We start from the raw sequence: 20,141 nt of genomic DNA on the forward strand, positions 1-20,141 counted from the left end.
GTCGTGCAGGAGACTTTCAACGTGAAGCGAACGGATCTGGCGGAAACCTTCGTCACGGCAGTGACGGATTTCGATATCAACACGGCTTCGCTGGATGAGATTCGTGGCATTCAGGAGCTGGTCTACGAACGCAAAGTGGTGGCGCTGAAAAACCAGACGTTGACCCGTGAGGGCTATCAGCAGTTCGCGGCGTGCTTCGGCGAACTCGAACAGTTCAAGCTCAAGAGTTACCACGACCCGGCGTACCCGAACATTCTGGTGATCAACAACCGCAACGGCTCCGGCGCTGTCGGCGCGCGCAAGCTCGGCAACATGTGGCACAGCGACTCCAGCTACCTGGCCGAGCCCCTGCCGCTGACCATGCTCCACGCACAACAATTGCCGCAAGCGGGCGGCGACACGCTGTTCGTGGACATGCAGTCGGTGTATGACGACTTGCCGAAGGATCTGTACGAGCGGGTGAAAAATCGTCAGGCGGTACACGACGTGCGCTGGACCTACAAAGTCAAGGAAGACGATGTCGGGGAATCGATCCAGGAAATCTTCGCGCGCCTGGAGCAGACCTTCCCGGCCAGTACCCACCCGACCGTTGCCGTACACCCGCGCACCCAGCGCGAAAGCCTGTACGTCAATCCGGGTTACACCACGCGCATCAGCGGTTATTCGCAGGAGCAAAGTCGGGCCTTGCTCGATGAGCTGTTCGCGTTCGCCCTGACGCCGGAGCGGATCTTCAATTATCAGTGGGAGCCCAACGACCTGCTGATCTGGGATAACCGTTCGGTGCTGCATTGCGCGACCGAGCTGCCGCGCGAAGCCCAGCGGGTGATGTTCCGCATCGGCGTCAACGACGGTGAGTTCTTTGCCCCGAGCGTGCTGCAGGAGCATGTCGCATGAGCAAGAAGCGCGTACTGATCGCCCATATTCTGGGCGCCGAAGGCAAGCAAATGCTGCGCGAGCGTGACGACATCGAAGTGGTGGAGTTTGCCAACACCATCGAGCAGGGCCAGTTCCAGGCCTTGCTCGAGAGCTTCGATGAAGTTCACGGCGTGATCCTCGGCCTGACCCGCTTCGGCACCGCCGAACTGCAACGCACACCGGGTTTGCAAGTGGTGTCGCGGATCGGCGTCGGCTTCGACGCGGTGGACATTCCGGCGATGACCGAGGCGGCGATTCCGGTGATGGTCTGCGCCAACGCCAACCACCGCGCCGTTGCGGAACACACCCTGAGCTTCATGCTGTCGCTGGCCAAGCGCACCGAAGCGCTGACCCATCTGGTGCGCGACGGCAACTGGCATCAGCGCTACGACTACCTGCCGACAGAACTGGAAGGTCGCGAAGTGCTGCTGGTCGGTTGCGGGCGGATCGGCGCCCGTGTCGCCACGTTGCTGGTGGCGCTGGGGATGCGGGTCAAGGTGTACGACCCGTACCTCTCGCCACGCCAGTTGCCCCAGGGCGTGGAGCCGGTCGCCGTGCTGGAACACGCATTGGCGAGCGCCGATTACGTGAGCCTGCACTGCCCGAAAACCGCCGAAACGGTCGGCCTGCTGTCCGCCGAACGTCTGGCCCTGATGAAGCCGCATGCCTACGTGATCAACACCGCCCGTGGCGGCATCGTCGACGAGCAGGCGCTGTATCAGGCACTGGTGGAAAAACGCATCGCCGGTGCGGCACTCGACGTGTTCCTGCCGGAGCCACCGCCACACGGCAGCGGCCTGCCGAGCCTTGACAACGTGATCTGCTCGCCGCACCTGGCCGGCGTTTCGCGCGAGGCGGTCAGCCGCATGGCGAAACTGGCCGCCGGTAACGTGCTCAACGTTTTCGACGGCGAACCGAGCCACGACAACGCGGTGAACCCGCAGGTGTTCGACCGGGCGGTTCACCTGGCGCAAGCGAACTCCGCCGAAGCCATCCCTTACCCAATCTGACTTGTGAGCAATGGAATGTACTTACGCTATCAGCTGTTCGATGACCAACGTGACGCGATGATCCTGATCGCCCGGATCATGATCCTGATCCTCTACGGCTACTTCGGTTTCACCTACGTCACCGACCACGGCAGTTTCGTGACCTACCTCAAATCGGTGGACGCACCGATTCCGGAGTTCACCGCGATCGTCGCCACCATCGTCGAATTCTTCGGTGGCCTGGCCCTGCTGTTCGGCTTCTGGACCCGGCCGATCGCAGCGCTGTTCGTGCTGTACACCATCGGCACCGGGATCATCGGCCACGCGTTCTGGAACACCACCGACCCGACCGCTCATCACACGCTGTTCGTGCATTTCTTCAAGAACGTGAGCATTGCCGGCGGTTTCCTTTTCCTCTGCCTGTTGGGGCCTGGAAAGTACTCGATCGACAAGCGTTGATCTTCTGGCGGCGGGCGCAGTCATGCGCCCGCCGTTTTTCTATTCAGTCCCTGCGGATATTCAAGATGAACGAATTGATTGAACCGGTTGCCGACCTGCGCGACTGGCTGGCACGGGCCGAGAAAATCGGCGAACTGCAAACCGTCTCGCAAGCCGTCGACCCGATTGAAGAAATGAGCGCCATCACTTACCTGGTGGCCCGCCAGCCCGCCTCACCGGCGGTGCTTTTCGATCAGGCGGACTCGCCGCTGGGTCTGCGCCATTTGTGGAACATCTTCGGCCCGAGCGTGGCGCGCACCGCGATCACCCTCGAAGAGGCCCCGGACACGCCGACCATGGAACTGATCCGGCGTACCAAGGACAAGCTCAAACACAGCATCGCCCCGCTTGAGATCGCCGCCGAAGCCGCGCCGATCTACCAGAACACCCTCACCGGCAATGACATCGACCTGACTCGCCTGCCAATCCCCAAACACTGGCCGCGCGACGGCGGTGCCTACGCCGGCACGGCAGACGCGGTGTTCACCCGGGATCTGGAATCCGGTTACCTCAACGTCGGCACGTATCGCATGATGATCCAGGGGCCGCGCGAGGTCGGCCTGTCGCTGGCACCGGGCAAGGACGCCCTGCGGCATATCCATCAGGCCTGGGCCAGAGGTGAAGCGCTGCCCGTGGCGGCCGCCTGGGGTGTCGATCCATTGATGATGGTGGTGGGTTCGCAATCGTTGCCGCCCGGCGTCAGCGAGTACGATTTTGCTGGCGGTATCAAAGGCAAACCGGTTGAAGTGGTGCGCGCGAAAAACTCCGACCTGCTGATCCCGGCCGCGGCGGAAATTGTCATCGAAGGCGTCATTCGTCCGGGTTCGACCCGCGAAGAAGGGCCTTTCGGTGAGTTCACCGGCTACTACGGCTACAAGGACATCGACTGCCCGCTGATCGAAGTCACCGCCCTGCACTACCGCACCCGGCCGATTCTGACCAACGCGCTGATGGCCGACTTCCCGTCGAACGAGCAGAGCGCGTTTTTCTCCACCATCCGCTCGGCGAAGATCTGGAACGACCTCGACAAGCTCGGCATCCAGGGCATCAAAGGCGTGTACTGCCCGCCCGCCGCTGCCGGCGCCTTCGGCATGATCGTCATCAGTCTCGAACAGAAATACGCCGGGCATGCCGCACAAGCCTTGGCCCTCGCCGGCCAGGTGCCGGGCGGCGCGTACATCACCAAATGGATCGTCGCGGTGGACGAGGATGTCGACCCGACCGACATGAATCAGGTGCTGTGGGCCATGGCCACCCGCGCCACGCCGAGCGATGACATCGACATTCTGCGCAACACCCGTGGCTCGCCGCTGGACCCGGCACAGAACCCGCCGGAAAAACGCTTCTTCGGCTCCAAAGCCCTGATCAACGCCTGCAAGGATTACCGCAACATCCGCAATTTCCCGACCCGCACCCTGCTGCGTCCAGCGGTCTACGAACGGGTGCGCGAGCGTTGGAGCGATCTGGGTCTGCCGGGCGAAGCGCCGGTGGTCAATGCCTTCGACACGGCGGTGGATTCCCATGAGCAGCCCTGAACGACGCATCGTGGTCGGCATCAGCGGTGCCAGCGGGGTGATTTACGGCGTGCGCACCCTGGTGCTGCTGCGTGAGCTGGGCATCGCCACGCATCTGGTGATGACCAAATCGGCGCAAGTCACCCTGGCCCATGAACTCGACATGAAAGTGGCGGATGTCAAAGCCCTTGCCAGCGTCGTCCACGATCCGGCGGACATCGGCGCTTCGATTTCCAGCGGTTCGTTCAAGACCCTGGGCATGGTGGTGACGCCCTGCTCGATCAAAAGCCTTTCGGAAATTTCCAGCGGCATCACCGGCAGCCTGCTCAGTCGCGCGGCCGACGTGACGCTCAAGGAGCGCCGGCCCTTGATTCTGATGGTACGGGAAACTCCGTTGCACCTGGGGCACCTGCGCAGCATGACCCAGGTCTGTGAAATGGGCGGCATCGTGATGCCGCCGGTGCCGGCGTTTTATGCCCGGCCGCAATCCATCGAAGACATGGTCGACCACACGGTTGGCCGCATGCTCGATCTGTTGGGACTGGACACCGGGACGGTACGTCGCTGGGGTTGAAACATCGCAGTTGGCTGCACCTTCGGCAAGCGTGCTTCGGCGCCTTGCCGATTCGCTCTTTCACAACCTGACCCAAACAACAACGTTGCGTTTGCCTGCCCGCTCGATACGGGGCAGGCAACGCAACGCCGCTTCATTGCAACACTCACCGGCCGCGCTTCGGCGTGCCGGTCAGCATTCACTCACGACATCGACCTCGTCGGTGTACAGCCGCAACACGGTCAACAGGCCGGCGGCAACGAACGCCAGGGCTATGATCGACAAGGCGCCAGTGGCGCGCCCCGGCCCTTCGAGGGTGGCGCCGAGCAAGGCGATACCGGTCACCCCGCCACACTGGCGCGCGGCATTGAGTACCCCGGAACCGACGCCGACCTTGCCGCTCGGCACACTCGCCAGACAGGCGCCGACGATCACCGGCAACGTCGCACCGCCCAGGCCGATCAGCAGCCCGCCGATCACCAGGCTGACGCGATCCATTCCATACAACGCCAGCAACGCCGCCCCGAGCGCCCCGCAGAGCATGCCGGCAGCGCCCACCGAACGGGCACCGAAGGCATTGGACAAGCGCCCCGAAAGGCTCGCCATCACCCCGGTGGCAATGGTCATCGGGATCATCGCCAGACCAATCTCCACCGGCGTGCGGCCCTGGCCTTGCAACGCGAACGGCAGGACGAACAGGCTGCCGTAATACGCCAGGGTTTGCAGAAACCCGGCGCCGATGGCGGCGGAAAAGGTTCTCGACTCGAACAGATTCAGCGGCAGCATCGGCTCACGCTGGGCACGCTGCGAATAGACGAACGCCGCGCCGCAAACCAGCGCCACCAGCAACGTCGCGATCACCCAGTTGTTGCCCCAGCCCCACACAGGCCCTTCGATCAGGGCGAAGATCAGCGACACCAGCGCCAGTGCCGACAGCACCTGCCCCGGCCAATCGATCGAACGCGGCTGAATGGCGAGGCGGCTACTGCGCAGTGCGCAGCAAACCAGGGCAATCAGGCAGAACGGCACGTTCAGATAGAAAATCGACCGCCAGTCAACCAGCTCCACCAGCAGGCCGCCGAGCATTGGCCCGCTCACCAGCGCCAGCGCCGAGATCCCGCCCCACAGCGCCACTGCCTTGGCCCGCGCCTGGGTATCGGGATACGCCTCGACCAGCAGCGCCATGGAACTGGGCAGCATCAACGCCGCACCGATGCCCTGAATTGCCCGCGCGGCAATCAGCTCGACCACGCCTTGTGCCAGGCCGCAGGCCACCGACGCACCGGTAAACACCAACAGGGCGAACAGGAACACTTTCCGCGCCCCCAGCCGATCGCTCAGCGCCCCGGCGGACAACAGCAGGCTGGCAAACACCAGGGTGTACGCGCCGGCAATCCATTGCAGCCGATCCATCCCCGTTGCCAGGTCATGCCCGATGCTCGGCAGCGCCACGTTCAGCGCCGTGACATCCAGCGCGACCATGAACGAACTCAACGCCACGCTCACCAGAACAGGAGCCGCCGAGGCGGGTCTGGCCGCCAGATCCATTGACAGGGTTTTGCCCACTTTCCAACACCTCACTGTGTATTCAGGGGCGATCCTGAGGCGGTGCGGGTGCTTCGTAAAATTAAATCTCGATTAGCCGAACATAAGAGGAACTACTGAGATGATGAACCTGATGCATTGGCGCCTGCTGGTCGCCGTGGCTGACGCCGAAAATGTTTCCCGCGCCGCCGAGCGCTATGGCATTACCCAGTCGGGCGCCAGTCAGGCCCTGACGCAAATGGAAGAAGCGCTGGGGGTGAAAGTGTTCGTGCGCGACCGCCGCCAGACCACCGCGACCGCCATCGGACAGCAGATCATCGACCGCGCGCGGCGCATGCTCAGCGAGTTCGAATCGATCCAGAACCTGGTGGATGCCTCGCGCGGTTGCCACCTGGGGCGGATCAAACTCGCCAGTTTTCCTTCGGTGTTCGCCAACCTGCTGCCGCCGCTGCTGCAAAGCTTCAGTCGCCTGCACCCCGGCATCGAAATCGTTTCCCTGGAAGGCACTGACGAGGAAGTCGAGCAATGGCTGGCCAACAGCAGCATCGATCTGGGCGTGGTGATGAACCCCTGCCCGTCCCGTGGCGCGCTGTTGCTGGGCCGCGATTCGTGGGTGGCGGCCGTGCCCGCCAATCACGAACTGGCGCGCCGATCCTCGTCCAGCACCGTGGCCCTCAAGGATCTGGTGGAAGAACCGTTCATCCTCGCCACCGGTGGTTGCCACCTCAATGGCCAGTCACTTGTCGAACGCGAAGGCCTCAAGCTCAAGGACATCAAGATCACCGTGCGCGACTGGACCACGGCGTTTGCGCTGATCAGCGAAGGCATGGGCATTTCCATCGTGCCGGCCTCGACCCTGCCGGTGGACCGCCGGGGCATGCGGGTCTTCGAGTTGAGCAAACCGATCTATCGTGAGTTCGGTCTGGTCTGTTCGCCCGCCGGTGAACGCACACCTTCGGCCCAGGCGTTTCTCAATGAAATCCGCAAGTCGACCCTCGGCAACGACATCCCGATGACCGTTCGCAGTACCGAAGCGAAAGTCGCCTGAATGGACATAAGAGCACCTAATGATGGGCGCATAAGATCGTAATTTTACCGATCGATGACATGACACCAATATGTCTGGAACGAGGTTCACAGCCGTTTCCGGCCTGGAACGGCAACACGTTCGGGTACGCGTTGCCCGCTTATAAGGAGATACCCATGAAACTGTACTTTGCCCCCATGACCTGCTCCCTCTCGCCGCATATCGTGCTGCGTGAACTGGGCCTGCCCTTCGAGCTGATCCGGGTCAACAACAAGACCAAAGCCACCGCCGATGGCCGCGACTTCCGCGACCTCAACCCCAAGGGTTACGTCGCCGCCCTGGTGCTGGACAACGGCCAGGTGCTGACCGAAGGCCCGGCCATCGTGCAATACCTGGCCGACCTGGTGCCGGGCAATTCCCTGGCCCCCGCCAACGGCACCTGGGAGCGCACCCGCCTGCAGGAACTGCTGAACTTCATCACCTCGGAAATCCACGGCGGCAGCGCGCCGCTGTTCAACGCCGACATTCCCGAGCCGACCAAGGAAATCTTCCGCCAGAAGCTGTTCAAGCGCCTGGACTACCTGAACAAGGGCCTGGTCAACAAAGACTTCCTGCTGGGCGCCTTCGGTCTGGCCGACGCCTACCTGTTCACCGTGCTCAAGTGGCTGCCGTTCTTCAACATCGATGTGAAGGACTGGCCGGAACTGGCTTCGTTCATGGAGCGCATCGAAGCACGCCCAAGCGTACAGGCCGCGATTGCCGCCGAAGAAGCCACGCAACCGGTTTAATCACGGATGACAGAGGCCAGTCGATGCTGGTCTCTGCCTCACTTCAACCTGGATGAAGACCCCTATGCAGACCATTGAACGCGTCCCAAGCGGCCACGCAGGACGTAGCCGTTCCTGCGCCTACGCCAACATCGTTTACACCGTCGCAACCTCCCCGGACACCTCGCTGGACATCGTCGGCCAGACCCACCAGGCCCTCGCCGCCCTGAGCGCCAGCCTCGAAGGCCTCGGCTCCCACCCGTCGCGCATGCTCTCGGCCCAGGTGCTGCTGGCGGACATGGGCAGCAAAGCCGTGGTCGATGAGATCTGGGCCACATGGATCGGCGACAACCCGCAGCACTGGCCGCAACGCGCCTGTTACGGCGTCGATCTGGGCGGCAAACTGCTGATCGAAATCATCGTCACGGCGGCGCGAGGAACGGCTGATGACGCATAACGACCAGATCGACCTGGTGATCCGCACTTGCGAAGCCCAACGCAGTGCCGCCATGCTCGGCGGTCACCTGGACATTTTCAGCTACCTGTTCCACCCGGACCTCATCTATATCCACGCCAGCGGTGTGGTCGATGACCTCAAGAGCTACCTGGAAAAATGCCGCTCCCGGGAGTTCATCTACCACACCCTGAATCATCAGATCGACAAAGTGACCCGGGTTGGCGAACTGGCGCTGGCGTTTGGCGAACTCATCACCACGGTCACCTCCGGCGGCGTGCGCAAACACCTGCACAACCGCACGCTCACCGCGTGGCAGAAAACCGATGAGCAATGGCAACTGCTGGTCTATCAGGCCACGCCGCTCAAACCGGCCGTGATCCTTGAGCCGGCCTGAACGCTGCGGCGTGGGTCAACGCTCAATCGCGCAAACAAAAAGCCCTGCACGCTTGTCACGCGCAGGGCTTTTTGGTTTGGGCAGGGTTCAGCCTTTCGCGGCGCTGCCGGCCGCCTCGTCGATCAACGCCGCCACCTCCGCCGCGTGGGACGCCAGCGACGCATGACTGGCCTTCAGGGTAATGACCTTCTTCGCCCCCAGCCGCGACGACATATGCTGCTGGTTATCCGGATGGATCATCCGGTCCTCGCTGGAAATCTGATACCAGCTCGGCTTGCTGCGCCAGGCCGGCGCGGTGATTTCATCGCCAAAGGTGCTCGCCAGCGGCGCCTTCTGCGTGACGGCCATCACCAGCGCGTCATCCGCGCTCAGATCCTGGCAGAAACTTTCGTGGAACTTGTCGGCCTTGAGCCAGAGGAATCCGTCGCTGTCCGGCGCCAGATTCGGTGCGGCGGCGGGCAGATGTTGCTGGGTCAGACCGCCAGGGCTTTCGCCCTTGTCCGGGGCAAACGCGGCGATGTACACCAGCCCCACAACGTTCGGCTGGTTGCCGGCCTCGGTGATGACCGCCCCGCCATAAGAGTGGCCGACCAACAATACCGGCCCACTCTGCTGGGCAATCATCTTGCGCGTGCGCTCAGCGTCGTCGGCCAGGGAGGTCAACGGCATCTCAACCGCATGCACATCGGTGTAACCCTTGCGTGACAACTCGACAATGACCTTGCCCCAGTGCGCGGCGCCGCCCCAGAACCCATGCACCAAAACGATCGACGGCTTGTTGCTCATGGCCTGCTCCTGATCTTGAGAAAGTGGCGCAGGGAGTATGGATCGGCCGGGGCGAAACGCGCTTCGGCCAGACAAAAGGCAATCCTGCACCGCCATCAACGCCAAAGCGCCCGACGGTGCGGGCGCTTTGGTTAATTCATCAGCTTCAGATCTGCGCCGCCCCGCCGTCAACGAACAGCTCGATCCCGTTCACAAAACTGCTGTCATCCGAGGCCAGGAACAACGCAGCCTTGGCGATTTCGCTCGGCTCGCCCAGGCGACCCATCGGCACCACCGACGCCAGATGATCGAACAAGCCCTGGGTGTGTTCGGCCGGCACCAGATCCGCCAGACCCGGCGTGCGCACCGGGCCAGGGCTGATGGCGTTGACGCGGATACGACGTGGCTTGAGATCGAGCAACCACGAGCGAGCGAAGTTGCGCACCGCCGCTTTGCTGGCGCTGTAGACGCTGAAGCTCTCGGTGCCCTGCACGGAGGTGGTCGAGGACGTCAGCAGAATCGAGCTGCCGTCACGCAGCAGCGGCAACGCCTTCTGCACGGTGAACAGCATGCCCTTCACGTTGACGCCGAAGATGCGGTCGAAATGCTCTTCGGTGATCGCCCCCAGCGGCAGCATGTCACCGCCCCCCGCGTTGGCGAACAGGATGTCCAGATGCCCGGCCTTGGCGGCGATCTCGGCGTAGATGCGATCCAGATCTTCAAGGCTGGCGACATCACCGCGAATGCCGATGGCTCGTGGGCCGATGGCGGCCACTGCTTTGTCCAGTTCCGCCTGGCGCCGGCCGGTGATGAACACCGTGGCGCCCTGGGCCACGAATTCCTGGGCCGAGGCCAGGCCAATCCCGGTGGTGCCGCCAGTGATCAGTGCGATTTTGCCTTCGAGTCGGTTGCTCATGATGAATCTCCAGTTGCCGTTGAGTGAGGTGACGGCTGGGTTGTGTGCCGTTGGATGCCACTTTAGGGCTGAAGATTGATTGGAAAAATCCATCAAATCGGTTTTGTTTGTACACAGATATGCACAATACTCACCTCCGAACTCTTGCCGAGAAACACCTGATGGATCAGTTACTGGCAATCCGCGTCTTCGCCCGCGTCGTTGAAAGCGGCTCGTTCACCAAAGCCGCCGACTCGCTGAACATGCCGAAAACCACGGTCAGCAAACTGATCGGGCAACTGGAAAGCCACCTCGGCGTGCGCCTGTTGCAACGCACCACTCGCCGCCTGACGGTGACCGCCGATGGCACCTCCTACTATCAATTGACCCATCCGTTGATGAACCAACTGGAGGACATCGATCAGGGGTTCAGTCAGGCGCAGGGCTTGCCACGGGGCAAGATTCGCGTGGATATCGGCGGCTCCACCGCGACGATGCTGGTGATTCCGCAACTGCCGAAGTTCTTCGCCCGTTACCCGGACATCAAACTCGACCTGGGCGTCAGCGACCGCCCGGTGGACTTGATCAGTGAGCGAGTCGATTGCGTGATTCGCGGTGGTCCGTTGACCGAGCAGACCCTGGCCGTGCGCCGCCTCGGCGAAGTGTCATGGACAACCTGCGCCACCCCGCAATACCTGGCGCGGCACGGTACGCCGACGCATCCGGACGAATTGGCCGATCATCAAGTCATCACCTATCACTCGGCCTCCACCGGGCGCATCCTGCCGGCGCATTTCCAGCGCGGCAGCGAACGCCATCAGATCGAAGGCAAAGGCCCGGTCAGCGTCAACGAAAGCAACGCCCATCTCGCTGCCGGCCTCGCGGGGTTGGGGATCATCCACACCTTCAGCTACACGGTCAGGCCTTACGTCGAACGCGGCGAACTGGTGCCGATCCTCACCGACTGGCGCCCGGCCGCGTACCCGTTCCATGTGCTCTACCCGCCCAACCGCCATTTGAGCAACCGGGTGCGGGTGTTCATTGACTGGCTGGTGGAGCGCTTTGCGCAGGTCGACTGAGGTTACATCCGCGCGCTGGCCTTTCCCGCCGCGAGTACGTATAACCCCAGCGTTTCGTCTAACCTGACTCTGCGCCCCACTTCATTAAGAAGCTGGCGCATCGATCCTGACGCTCATGAAACGGAGAATTCTATGCTCAAGCGTACCCTGGCACTCACCGCTGGCCTGGCCCTGTCCTTTTCCGCCCTGCTGGCGCACGCCCAGGACGTGCTGAAGGTCAGCGCGATTCCCGACGAAGCCCCGACCGAGCTGCTGCGCAAGTTCGAACCACTGGGTGCCTACCTTGAGAAGCAGTTGGGCATGAAGGTGCAATTCGTGCCGGTGGCCGACTACCCGGCGGTGGTTGAAGCCCTGGCGACCGATCGCCTCGACATGGCCTGGCTCGGCGGTTTCACCTTCGTTCAGGCACGCTTGAAAACCGACAGCACCACCCCGGTGATTCCTTTGGTGCAGCGTGAGCAGGATGCGCAGTTCACCAGCAAATTCATCACCGCCGACCCGAACGTCAAAAGCCTCGCCGACCTCAAGGGCAAGACCTTCGCCTTCGGCTCGGTGTCGTCCACTTCCGGCAGCCTGATGCCGCGTTACTTCATGCTGAAGAACGACAACATCAAACCGGAAGACTATTTCAGCCGCGTCGGCTACTCCGGCGCCCACGACGCCACCGTCGCCTGGGTGCAGGCCGGCAAGGTCGATGCCGGTGTGCTCAACGCCAGCGTCTGGCAGAAACTGGTGGATGCCGGCAAGGTCGACACCAACAAGGTCAAGGTCTTCGCCACCACCCCGGCCTACTTCGATTACAACTGGACCGTGCGCGGCACCCTCGACCCGGCGCTGGCGGCGAAGATCAAAAAAGCCTTCCTCGACCTCGACCCGGCCAACCCTGAGCAGAAGAAGATCCTCGACCTGCAGGCCGCCAGCCGCTTCATCGACACCAAACCTGAAAACTACAAGGGCATCGAGGAAGCCGCCCGTGCCGCCGACCTGCTGAAATGACCCTGCGCCTGAACCACGCCAGCCTGCACCACGCCAACGGCGTTCACGCCTTGCGCGGGGTGGACTTGCAGATTGGCGGCGGCGAACAGGTAGCGATCATCGGCCCGTCGGGCGCCGGCAAGTCGAGCCTGCTCAACCTACTCGCCACCGCCGTGCGCCCGAGCAACGGTGACATCGAAGTGCTGGGCGAACGCGCCTGGCACCTGTCCGCCCGCCAACGGCAGCGCCTGCGCGCGCGCATCGGCCTGGTGCATCAGGCGCCGCCGCTGCCGCCCCGGCAACGGGTGGTGACGGCGGTGCTGGCCGGCAAACTTGGCCAATGGAACCTCGGCAAAAGCCTGCTCAATCTGTTGCATCCGCTGGACGTGCCCGGTGCCCGCGCGGCACTGGCGCGGCTGGATCTGGGCGACAAACTGTTCAGCCAGTGCCAGCAACTGTCCGGCGGCCAATTGCAGCGCGTCGGCATCGCCCGCGTGCTGTATCAGGCGCCCGAGGTGCTGCTGGCGGACGAACCGGTGTCGGCGATGGACCCGGTGCTGGCCGGGCACACCCTGTCGATCCTCTCTCGGCATGCCCGCGAACATAACGTCACCCTGGTCGCCAGCCTGCATGCGGTGGACCTGGCGCTGTCGCACTTCCCGCGCATCATCGGCCTGCGCGACGGCCAGATCCTCTTCGACTGCCCGTCCGCCGAAGTCAGCCATGACATGCTCGACGCGCTCTACGCCAACGAACAACTGCAATCCCCGGTGCCGGTGGTTGCGCCTCTGACCGTGCAGATTCCTCGATGCTGAACGCCGCTTCACGCGACCCCGCCGCCCTGCCGCGCCTGCTGCTGACCCTGTTGGCGATTGCCCTGCTGTGGCCGGGCATCCAGCTCAGCGAACTCGACCTCGGCGTGCTGCTGCGCGCCGACAGCCAGAGCGAAATGGGCCGCTTCGTCGCACAGTTCTGGCCGCCAGCCCACGATGAAGCCTTTATTGAGTTGCTGGTCAAAGCCACCCTGCAAACCCTGGCCATCGCTACCGCTGGCATGGCTTTGGCGCTGCTCCTCGCCATCCCCGCCGGCCTGCTCGCCAGCCGCGCCCTGTCGTTATCCGCCGCCGCCCGCAGCGGCCGACCCAGTCGCCTCGGCAGCCTGCTGCGCTGGCCGGTGCGCGGCTTGCTGATCTTTTTGCGCAGCGTCCCGGAAATCGTCTGGGCGCTGCTGTTCGTCCGAGCCGTCGGCCTCGGCCCGGCGGCGGGCGTGCTGGCCATCGCCATCACCTACAGCGGCATGCTCGGCAAGGTCTATGCGGAAATCTTCGAGTCCACCGACCAACGCCCGGCCCACGCCCTGATGCAGGCCGGCGGCGGACGCCTGGCGAGCTTCGCCTACGGCATCCTGCCCAACGTCTCGGCGGAACTGCTCTCCTACACCGTCTACCGCTGGGAATGCGCGATCCGCGCCTCGGTGGTCATGGGCTTCGTCGGCGCCGGCGGCCTCGGCCAACAGATCGACCTGTCGATCCGCATGTTCGCCGGCGGCGAAGTCGCCAGCATGCTCCTGACCTTCCTGCTGCTGGTCCTCGCCGCCGACCAACTCAGCCGCCTGCTGCGCTGGAGGCTGACATGAACCGCCTGATCAACCTGCTGCTGATCATCGGCATCGCCCTGGCCGTCATCGCGTCATTCGGCTACCTGAGCCTCAACCTCGAAGAACTCGCCAGCGCCAACAGTCTGAAACAAATGGGCGCCTACGTGCAGCGTTTCCTCAGCCCGGACCTGAGCGCCGGCTACCTGCGCGCGGTGTTCCACGGCGCCCTCGAAACCCTCGCCATGTCTGCCCTCGGCACCCTGCTCGCCGCGATCCTCGGCATCGCCTTGGCCCTGCCCGCCGCCGGACGCTTCGGCTGGCCAATGCAAAGCGCCGCCCGCCTGCTGCTGAATGCCCTGCGCGCCATCCCGGAACTGGTCTGGGCCGCCCTCATGGTCCTCGCCGCCGGCCTCGGCCCCAACGCCGGCACCCTCGCCCTCGCCCTGCACACCACCGGCGTACTCGGCCGCCTCTTCGCCGAAGCCCTGGAAAACACACCACCGGAACCGGCCGAGGCGATCCGGTTGCAAGGGGGGAATCCAGTTGCTGCGTTCTGCTACGGCACCCTGCCGAACCTGGCACCGCAGTTGCTCGCCTACTGCCTGTACCGGTGGGAAAACAATATTCGGATGGCCAGCGTGCTCGGGTTTGTCGGGGCTGGGGGGTTGGGACAGATGTTGTATGTGAGTCTGAGTCTGTTTCAGGAGGCTCAGGCGGGGACGGTGATATTGGCGATGTTGGTGTTGGTGTTTGGGGTGGATTGGTTGAGTGGGTGGGGGCGGCAGAGGTGGGTTAAGGCTTGAGGTGTGAGGCAGTCGTTTCCTTCTCCGATTGGGCCGACGTAGTAGTTGCTGAGGTTGTTCTCATTTCCCAAGTTCAACCAAGGCAGTAGTGGTAGCTACCCTTCGCTATGCGAAAAGAATGGCCATCGAACGACAGGTCTGAGACATGTAGAAAAAGACGGAGAGCCCTCCCCGAAACTTTGATCAATATGAAAGGCTAAAAAGGATCCAAGGCGTCAGCAGATGCGCTAGGATTTCAAACGGGCCGAGCAGCATCAGTTTCTGATTGCTCTCTCAATGCGTCAGGGAGGAGGATCTTATGAGGGTCAGCGGTGTTGCAATCCGGAATTTCCGGCGACTTGAGAATGTGCAGATTGACATTGAGGAGCGGGAGTCCATTTTTGTTGGTCCCAACAACAGTGGCAAAACATCAGCTACCGCAGTCTTTCGTTGTTTTCTTGGCGGTCGCGACTTCAAGATTCACGACTTCTCAGTCGCGCGAATGGCAGATTTCGATACCTTTGCTACAACCGGAGATGCCGGGCTGCTCCCCAAAATTAGCCTTGACCTCTGGTTCACCATCGACCCTAAAAGCATCGCATTCGGCAGGGTGTTCACACTGTTGCCAAAACTCTCGGATTTCACGCGTGTAGGAATACGGCTGTCGTATGAGGTCGCAGAAGCAAAGAAACTACGCGAGCATTACGACGCCGCGTATCCGATTATGGAGGATGGAACGCGCGCCAAGACTCTGCCGCAATACCTCGCGCTCGACGGAAATATTGGTCGATACTTTACGGTTTGCTACTCCTCACTCGACGAAAAACCTCAGGATGGAATACCTCCTGAAATCCTGACGAGCCAACTCGATCCTCACGAAGGTAAACGTCTTCTGAAACATCTTATACGGGTAGAGTTCGTCGACGCACAGCGAAACATTAACGACGACGACAGCAGCCGGAGTAATCGGCTTTCGGCAGCCTTCGCCACCTTCTACCAAAAGAATCTTGAGCAGGCTGGCCATGCCGCCGATGCCCACAGAGTGATCGATGCGAACAATAAACAGCTGACCGAGCACTACGCCAAGCAGTTTGACCCGCTGTTCAAACTCATCAAGCATCTTGGAGTGCCATCAATTAATGATCGAGAATTACAGATCATTTCCTCACTTAGTCCTGAAACTGCGCTGCGCGGCAACACCGAGTTGCTCTACATTGACCCCAACCGGCAGCACGAACTGCCTGAGCTTTATAACGGCCTTGGCTTCAAAAACCTCATCTACATGGCTATTCAAGCGCGACACTTCCATTCTCAATGGTTGATGACCGCCGAGAACAGGCCCCTGTGCCTGATGATCTTTATAGAGGAGCCCGAGGTTCACCTTCACGCACAAGTACAACAGACCTTCATCTCCAACATCTGGCAAGTAATCAACCAATCTGCCGAGGCTGCTGGTGAGCCTAGTCTCGTGCCGCAACTTGTTGTCACTACCCACTCCTCCCATATTATGGAAGCCGTGGATTTCGAGAAAGTCCGCTATTTCCAACGCTGCCATATCGAAGGCGAAACGGTAGCGACCGGGATTCGCAATGCATCAGCAGTCCGCAGCCTTCGGGCATTTCAGCCGGAAGCGGAAACGATTAATGGCAGAATCGTCCCGCCGTCAGAATCACTGGCCTTCCTCAAACGCTACTTACGCCTGACACACTGCGACCTGTTCTTCGCTGATGCTGCAATCCTCGTCGAAGGAGCCGTTGAGAAGCTTCTTATGCCATCTATGATCGAGCGTGCCGCTGAACGGTTGCGGACCGTGTACCTTACAATCCTAGAGGTGGGGGGCGCCTATGCCCATCGTTTTGAGGGTCTGCTCAGCTTCCTCCACATCCCCTATCTTGTCATCACTGATCTCGACTCTGTGGCCCCCACCGGCTATCCCAGTGCCTGTCGGGCGGATGTCGCCGGAGCAAGAACCTCCAATGCATCCCTCAAGAAACTGTGCGGACAGACCACCGTCGCAGATCTGATCGCGTTGACCTCTGCGGAAAAACAACACGTCGCAAAGGATCGTTGCATAGCTTTCCAGACAGATATTTTGGTGTCGGATGGGGGAGTCAATGAAACACTACGCCCGCGAACTTTAGAGGAGGCAATAGTCTACGAGAATTTCGGACTGCTCCGGTCCGGCGCGTTATCCATCGGTGCCACCCTCCCAGCACATCTCAATGAGGTTTATCAGGTCGTCTACGACCAAATTCGGTCGGACAGTTTCAAGAAGACTGACTTTGCAATGGACATTTTGGCTTGCACCGAGGCATGGATCGTCCCTGGCTACATCGCCGAGGGATTGAGCTGGCTTGAGTCGCGCCTGTCGCCACCACTCGCCGCCGTAACGGAGACAGAAGTCTCTGCACTGAAGGAGGCCTAGTATGGATACATGGGTGGAAAGTGAAGCGGATGCCATAGTCCGCAAATGCCTAGATGACCGTCGCAGCTTCGCGATGATCGCTGGCGCGGGGGCGGGTAAAACGAGTTCGCTGGTCGACGCTCTTAGTCGGGTTCGCGACCTTGAGGGAAGCGCCCTTAGAAAACATGGTCAGCGCGTAGCTTGTATTACCTTCACCAAACGCGCTGTTGAGGTCATCAAGGCACGACTAGGGTTCGACGAGCTATACCTAGTTTCAACTCTTCACGGATTTCTGTGGGGACAGATCAGCCACTTCCACGAAAACATCCGTCAAGCGCTGCGCGAAAGTCGTATCCCCACTCTTATAGAAAAGGCCAAGCGAGACGATAACGGGGGCAAGAGTAAAAAGGCACAGAATGCCCGTGCAAAAATCGAACGACTCACAGAACAGCTAACCCTGCTTGAATCAGTCGAGCATTTTGATTATGCAGACACAAGCTTCAGTGATTATGGCAACGGACAAATCGGCCACGATGACGTCATAGAGATTGCAACCTACCTGCTGGCAAAAAATGACACTTTCAGACGGATCATCGGCCTACGGTTCCCTTATATTTTCGTCGACGAAGCACAGGACACATTTGAGGGAATCGTCGCCGGACTCAATCTCGTCTGCGCTGGAATAGGACTTCCAGTGATTGGCTATTTCGGTGACCCCTGGCAGCAAATTTATGATCGGAGTGCCGGGAACTTTGCGCCACCTGACGGAGGTGAGGTCATCAAAAAAACTGAGAACTTCCGCTGTTCAAAAAGTGTTGTCCGGCTTCTCAATGCCTATCGTGGGGATGTTGAGCAATATACCGCTGGCGAAAATGCAAAATGTGAAGGTAGTGTCGAATTTCTGCTCATCAAAGCAGAAGATCCCACGGAGCCACGCAACCGCTATTCAGAAGAGCAGATTGAGCGCGCGCTGGCACATATGGATACTGCAGTTGAGAACTGGGGCTGGACTGGGCGCAATGATGTCATGAGGCTCTTCCTCGCACGTCAAATGATTGCGCGGCGACTTGGCTTCGCTGATCTCAACCGTCTTTTCACAGGCGACTACGCGTCGTCTCGCGCGCAAGATGCCTTTGAGGAAGGTGTGCATTTCCTTCTCAAACCATTTCTTTCGACGATTTACCCTCTTATCGTTGCTCAAAGCCAAGGTGACGATCGAAAGATTATCAATTTGCTTCGCCGCGATAGTCCGGCTTTCGCGATCGATGGGTTAAACGCGGAAAAGTCACTGAAGTCGATGGTTGAGACTTCGAAGGCTTTGATTGGCCAATTGCAGACTTTGTGGAATACCGAGAAGACTGGCGCGATCCTTCGTTTTTGTATCGACAAGCAGATCATTCAGCCTTCCGAAAGGCTGCGCGAGCATCTTGATCGCCCCCCTCGGGATGAACTGTTCGAAGAGGATCGTCACAGCCTCGATAAAGGAGATTGGCTGGCAGACTCATTCTTCAAAATGACGCCTAAGACAGTCTCCTGCTATGCCGACTACCTTGATAACAATACTGCCTATAGTACCCAGCACGGGGTCAAGGGCGAAGAGTATGCGAAAGTCTTGGTCGTTTATGACGATGTCGAAGCCGCATGGAACCAGTACAGTTTTAGTAAGACACTAACGCCGCTTACTGCCGGCGAGCCTTCTGACAGGCAACGCTCCCTGACTCAGAAGCTCGCGTATGTCTCGTTCTCCCGTGCTGAGGAGGATCTGCGTGTACTGCTGTTCACCGCCAACCCGGAAGGGTCGCGAGCCGAGCTTATTGAAAGCAAGCTGTTAAAGCCTGATCAGATTCGTATCGTGAACTGAACTGGCTCGTCGATCGGCGCCCATGGGTTTATTGCCGCCTTTTGTCACGACATAGCGAGTTTTCACGGGGCTTTATCTAGCCCGACGGCATAAAAAAGACAGTCGTAGTTAGTAACCCTGGCCCGTTAGCAAGGCCGTTACTCTCCCAATATATTTATTCTGACGCGATATGAAAACCGCCATCCTCTCCGACACCCACGGCCTCCTCCGCCCCGAAGCCCTCGCTGCATTGCAAGGCTGCGAGCGGATCATCCACGCCGGTGACATCGGCAGCGCGGAGATTCTGGATCAACTCTCCGCCATCGCTCCCGTCCACGCAGTACGGGGCAACAACGACCTGGATCTTCCGTGGGCCAGCGATCTCCCCGACCTCCTGACCTTCGATCTCAACGGCTGGCAAACGCTGTTGGTGCATGACATCGCCGACGTCCCTGCCGACCTTGATGCCAGTATCAAACTCATCATCACCGGCCATTCCCATAAACCCTGCATCGAGTGGCGTGGGGAGCGGCTTTATGTGAATCCGGGCAGTGCCGGGCGGCGGCGGTTCAGGTTGCCGGTGACGTTGGTGTTGATGGAGGTGTCGGGGGATTCGCTTGAGCCGCGATTGGTGTCGCTGGTGGATTTGCCGGGCTGAGGGTGTGCTTTGGCGGGTGCGGTGAGTCGTTGGGGATCGGGGTTTTCTCGGTGGAATTTCTTGATTTAAACGGGCCTGTTTAAAGTCACTCGCCGTAACTTCATCGCGGCTACAACGCCTTGCGTCATTGCCTACGACTGCGCCAGAATCCGCCGGCTTGTGCCTCTACGGCGGGGGTTTTATCGTTTCCTGGTCACTGAAAAACAGTGATGGGGTTTGGTAGCCCCGGATGATCGTAGGTTGCATAAGCATCATGTTTTGCGATGCCTGACAGGCTCCGCATTATGGTGGTCATGCACAGGGCGTCTTCGGGCGCGCCGGTTTCCTATGTCCCGGTCTACCAACCTGAGCATGGCCGCCACCCATTCGTTTGGTAGCGAAAAGTGACGGCTCCCATTTGGCGACATAGGAGTTTCACGATGATAAAACCAACACCCAACCCACCCGAACCCAATCTCGAAACCGACCCCACCTCCCCCTACGAATC

20 protein-coding genes are annotated in these 20,141 nt (G+C 60.7%); 17 read left to right on the top strand and 3 right to left on the bottom strand.

Annotated elements, in window-relative coordinates; all coding sequences use genetic code 11:
- Nucleotides 1-21 precede the first annotated feature (21 nt).
- The 5 genes from KVQ74_RS26035 (at nucleotide 22) to KVQ74_RS26055 (ending at nucleotide 4,490) form a co-directional block, all read left to right on the top strand.
- Complete coding sequence (locus tag KVQ74_RS26035) at nucleotides 22-894, top strand: TauD/TfdA dioxygenase family protein (protein ID WP_217834233.1); 873 nt, start codon at nucleotides 22-24, stop codon at nucleotides 892-894.
- A complete protein-coding gene (locus KVQ74_RS26040; protein WP_217834234.1) occupies nucleotides 891-1,925 on the top strand; it encodes a hydroxyacid dehydrogenase in 1,035 nt (344 codons plus the stop codon). The genes KVQ74_RS26035 and KVQ74_RS26040 overlap by 4 nt, the downstream gene beginning before the upstream one ends.
- A gap of 15 nt (nucleotides 1,926-1,940) precedes the next feature.
- Complete coding sequence (locus KVQ74_RS26045) at nucleotides 1,941-2,363, top strand: DoxX family protein (protein WP_217834235.1); 423 nt, start codon at nucleotides 1,941-1,943, stop codon at nucleotides 2,361-2,363.
- Between the two features lie 65 nt (nucleotides 2,364-2,428).
- Nucleotides 2,429-3,937, top strand: a complete 1,509-nt coding sequence (locus KVQ74_RS26050; RefSeq protein ID WP_217834236.1) for a UbiD family decarboxylase — start codon at nucleotides 2,429-2,431, stop codon at nucleotides 3,935-3,937.
- Nucleotides 3,924-4,490, top strand: coding sequence for a UbiX family flavin prenyltransferase (locus tag KVQ74_RS26055; protein WP_217834237.1), 567 nt, complete (start codon nucleotides 3,924-3,926; stop codon nucleotides 4,488-4,490). The genes KVQ74_RS26050 and KVQ74_RS26055 overlap by 14 nt, the downstream gene beginning before the upstream one ends.
- Nucleotides 4,491-4,661: 171 nt before the next feature.
- Here the strand turns inward: KVQ74_RS26055 and KVQ74_RS26060 are convergent, their stop codons facing one another.
- Entirely contained in the window at nucleotides 4,662-6,035 is a 1,374-nt protein-coding gene (locus KVQ74_RS26060; RefSeq protein ID WP_217834238.1) for a DHA2 family efflux MFS transporter permease subunit, read from the bottom strand.
- Between the two features lie 100 nt (nucleotides 6,036-6,135).
- On the opposite strand from KVQ74_RS26060, the gene KVQ74_RS26065 reads away from it, so the two are divergent.
- The 4 genes from KVQ74_RS26065 to KVQ74_RS26080 all read left to right on the top strand — a co-directional run bounded on the left by KVQ74_RS26065 (nucleotide 6,136) and on the right by KVQ74_RS26080 (nucleotide 8,659).
- Nucleotides 6,136-7,062 carry a LysR family transcriptional regulator gene (locus KVQ74_RS26065; RefSeq protein ID WP_217834239.1) on the top strand — a complete coding sequence of 309 codons (927 nt, stop codon included), beginning with the start codon at nucleotides 6,136-6,138 and terminating at the stop codon, nucleotides 7,060-7,062.
- Between the two features lie 155 nt (nucleotides 7,063-7,217).
- Nucleotides 7,218-7,829 (top strand): glutathione transferase GstA, encoded by a 612-nt coding sequence (gene gstA, locus KVQ74_RS26070; RefSeq protein ID WP_217834240.1) that lies wholly within the window; start codon nucleotides 7,218-7,220, stop codon nucleotides 7,827-7,829.
- Nucleotides 7,830-7,893: 64 nt separating this feature from the next.
- Nucleotides 7,894-8,265, top strand: a complete 372-nt coding sequence (locus KVQ74_RS26075; protein WP_217834241.1) for a Rid family hydrolase — start codon at nucleotides 7,894-7,896, stop codon at nucleotides 8,263-8,265.
- Nucleotides 8,255-8,659, top strand: coding sequence for a nuclear transport factor 2 family protein (locus KVQ74_RS26080; protein ID WP_217834243.1), 405 nt, complete (start codon nucleotides 8,255-8,257; stop codon nucleotides 8,657-8,659). The genes KVQ74_RS26075 and KVQ74_RS26080 overlap by 11 nt, the downstream gene beginning before the upstream one ends.
- Nucleotides 8,660-8,746: 87 nt before the next feature.
- On the opposite strand, the gene KVQ74_RS26085 is transcribed toward KVQ74_RS26080, so the two are convergent.
- Both KVQ74_RS26085 and KVQ74_RS26090 read right to left on the bottom strand, forming a co-directional pair.
- Nucleotides 8,747-9,445, bottom strand: coding sequence for an alpha/beta hydrolase (locus KVQ74_RS26085; RefSeq protein ID WP_217834245.1), 699 nt, complete (start codon nucleotides 9,443-9,445; stop codon nucleotides 8,747-8,749).
- A gap of 145 nt (nucleotides 9,446-9,590) precedes the next feature.
- Entirely contained in the window at nucleotides 9,591-10,340 is a 750-nt protein-coding gene (locus KVQ74_RS26090) for an SDR family NAD(P)-dependent oxidoreductase (protein ID WP_217834248.1), read from the bottom strand.
- Nucleotides 10,341-10,501: 161 nt separating this feature from the next.
- On the opposite strand from KVQ74_RS26090, the gene KVQ74_RS26095 reads away from it, so the two are divergent.
- The 8 genes from KVQ74_RS26095 (at nucleotide 10,502) to KVQ74_RS26130 (ending at nucleotide 19,654) form a co-directional block, all read left to right on the top strand.
- Complete coding sequence (locus KVQ74_RS26095; protein ID WP_217834250.1) at nucleotides 10,502-11,398, top strand: LysR family transcriptional regulator; 897 nt, start codon at nucleotides 10,502-10,504, stop codon at nucleotides 11,396-11,398.
- A gap of 132 nt (nucleotides 11,399-11,530) precedes the next feature.
- Nucleotides 11,531-12,394, top strand: a complete 864-nt coding sequence (locus KVQ74_RS26100; protein ID WP_217834251.1) for a putative selenate ABC transporter substrate-binding protein — start codon at nucleotides 11,531-11,533, stop codon at nucleotides 12,392-12,394.
- A complete protein-coding gene (locus KVQ74_RS26105) occupies nucleotides 12,391-13,188 on the top strand; it encodes a phosphonate ABC transporter ATP-binding protein (protein ID WP_217834252.1) in 798 nt (265 codons plus the stop codon). Before KVQ74_RS26100 ends, KVQ74_RS26105 begins: the two co-directional genes overlap by 4 nt.
- Nucleotides 13,182-14,009 carry a PhnE/PtxC family ABC transporter permease gene (locus KVQ74_RS26110; RefSeq protein WP_217834253.1) on the top strand — a complete coding sequence of 276 codons (828 nt, stop codon included), beginning with the start codon at nucleotides 13,182-13,184 and terminating at the stop codon, nucleotides 14,007-14,009. Before KVQ74_RS26105 ends, KVQ74_RS26110 begins: the two co-directional genes overlap by 7 nt.
- Entirely contained in the window at nucleotides 14,006-14,773 is a 768-nt protein-coding gene (gene phnE, locus KVQ74_RS26115) for a phosphonate ABC transporter, permease protein PhnE (RefSeq protein WP_217834254.1), read from the top strand. Before KVQ74_RS26110 ends, phnE begins: the two co-directional genes overlap by 4 nt.
- A gap of 298 nt (nucleotides 14,774-15,071) precedes the next feature.
- Entirely contained in the window at nucleotides 15,072-17,177 is a 2,106-nt protein-coding gene (locus tag KVQ74_RS26120) for an ATP-dependent nuclease (RefSeq protein ID WP_217834255.1), read from the top strand.
- Between the two features lies 1 nt (nucleotide 17,178).
- Nucleotides 17,179-19,017, top strand: a complete 1,839-nt coding sequence (locus tag KVQ74_RS26125; RefSeq protein WP_217834256.1) for a UvrD-helicase domain-containing protein — start codon at nucleotides 17,179-17,181, stop codon at nucleotides 19,015-19,017.
- Nucleotides 19,018-19,186: 169 nt separating this feature from the next.
- On the top strand, nucleotides 19,187-19,654 hold the full coding sequence (locus KVQ74_RS26130) for a metallophosphoesterase family protein (RefSeq protein WP_217834257.1): 468 nt from the start codon (nucleotides 19,187-19,189) through the stop codon (nucleotides 19,652-19,654).
- The last annotated feature ends 487 nt before the right edge of the window (nucleotides 19,655-20,141 follow it).

The sequence above is a fragment of the Pseudomonas botevensis genome (assembly GCF_019145475.1).
GTDB classification, from domain to species: domain Bacteria; phylum Pseudomonadota; class Gammaproteobacteria; order Pseudomonadales; family Pseudomonadaceae; genus Aquipseudomonas; species Aquipseudomonas botevensis.

Coding starts and splice junctions, on each gene's coding strand:
- KVQ74_RS26040 (WP_217834234.1), top strand. CDS start 891: ATGAGCAAGAAGCGCGTACTGATCGCCCATATTCTGGGCGCCGAAGGC.
- KVQ74_RS26045 (WP_217834235.1), top strand. CDS start 1,941: ATGTACTTACGCTATCAGCTGTTCGATGACCAACGTGACGCGATGATC.
- KVQ74_RS26050 (WP_217834236.1), top strand. CDS start 2,429: ATGAACGAATTGATTGAACCGGTTGCCGACCTGCGCGACTGGCTGGCA.
- KVQ74_RS26055 (WP_217834237.1), top strand. CDS start 3,924: ATGAGCAGCCCTGAACGACGCATCGTGGTCGGCATCAGCGGTGCCAGC.
- KVQ74_RS26065 (WP_217834239.1), top strand. CDS start 6,136: ATGATGAACCTGATGCATTGGCGCCTGCTGGTCGCCGTGGCTGACGCC.
- gstA (WP_217834240.1), top strand. CDS start 7,218: ATGAAACTGTACTTTGCCCCCATGACCTGCTCCCTCTCGCCGCATATC.
- KVQ74_RS26075 (WP_217834241.1), top strand. CDS start 7,894: ATGCAGACCATTGAACGCGTCCCAAGCGGCCACGCAGGACGTAGCCGT.
- KVQ74_RS26080 (WP_217834243.1), top strand. CDS start 8,255: ATGACGCATAACGACCAGATCGACCTGGTGATCCGCACTTGCGAAGCC.
- KVQ74_RS26085 (WP_217834245.1), bottom strand. CDS start 9,445: ATGAGCAACAAGCCGTCGATCGTTTTGGTGCATGGGTTCTGGGGCGGC.
- KVQ74_RS26090 (WP_217834248.1), bottom strand. CDS start 10,340: ATGAGCAACCGACTCGAAGGCAAAATCGCACTGATCACTGGCGGCACC.
- KVQ74_RS26095 (WP_217834250.1), top strand. CDS start 10,502: ATGGATCAGTTACTGGCAATCCGCGTCTTCGCCCGCGTCGTTGAAAGC.
- KVQ74_RS26100 (WP_217834251.1), top strand. CDS start 11,531: ATGCTCAAGCGTACCCTGGCACTCACCGCTGGCCTGGCCCTGTCCTTT.
- KVQ74_RS26105 (WP_217834252.1), top strand. CDS start 12,391: ATGACCCTGCGCCTGAACCACGCCAGCCTGCACCACGCCAACGGCGTT.
- KVQ74_RS26110 (WP_217834253.1), top strand. CDS start 13,182: ATGCTGAACGCCGCTTCACGCGACCCCGCCGCCCTGCCGCGCCTGCTG.
- phnE (WP_217834254.1), top strand. CDS start 14,006: ATGAACCGCCTGATCAACCTGCTGCTGATCATCGGCATCGCCCTGGCC.
- KVQ74_RS26120 (WP_217834255.1), top strand. CDS start 15,072: ATGAGGGTCAGCGGTGTTGCAATCCGGAATTTCCGGCGACTTGAGAAT.
- KVQ74_RS26125 (WP_217834256.1), top strand. CDS start 17,179: ATGGATACATGGGTGGAAAGTGAAGCGGATGCCATAGTCCGCAAATGC.
- KVQ74_RS26130 (WP_217834257.1), top strand. CDS start 19,187: ATGAAAACCGCCATCCTCTCCGACACCCACGGCCTCCTCCGCCCCGAA.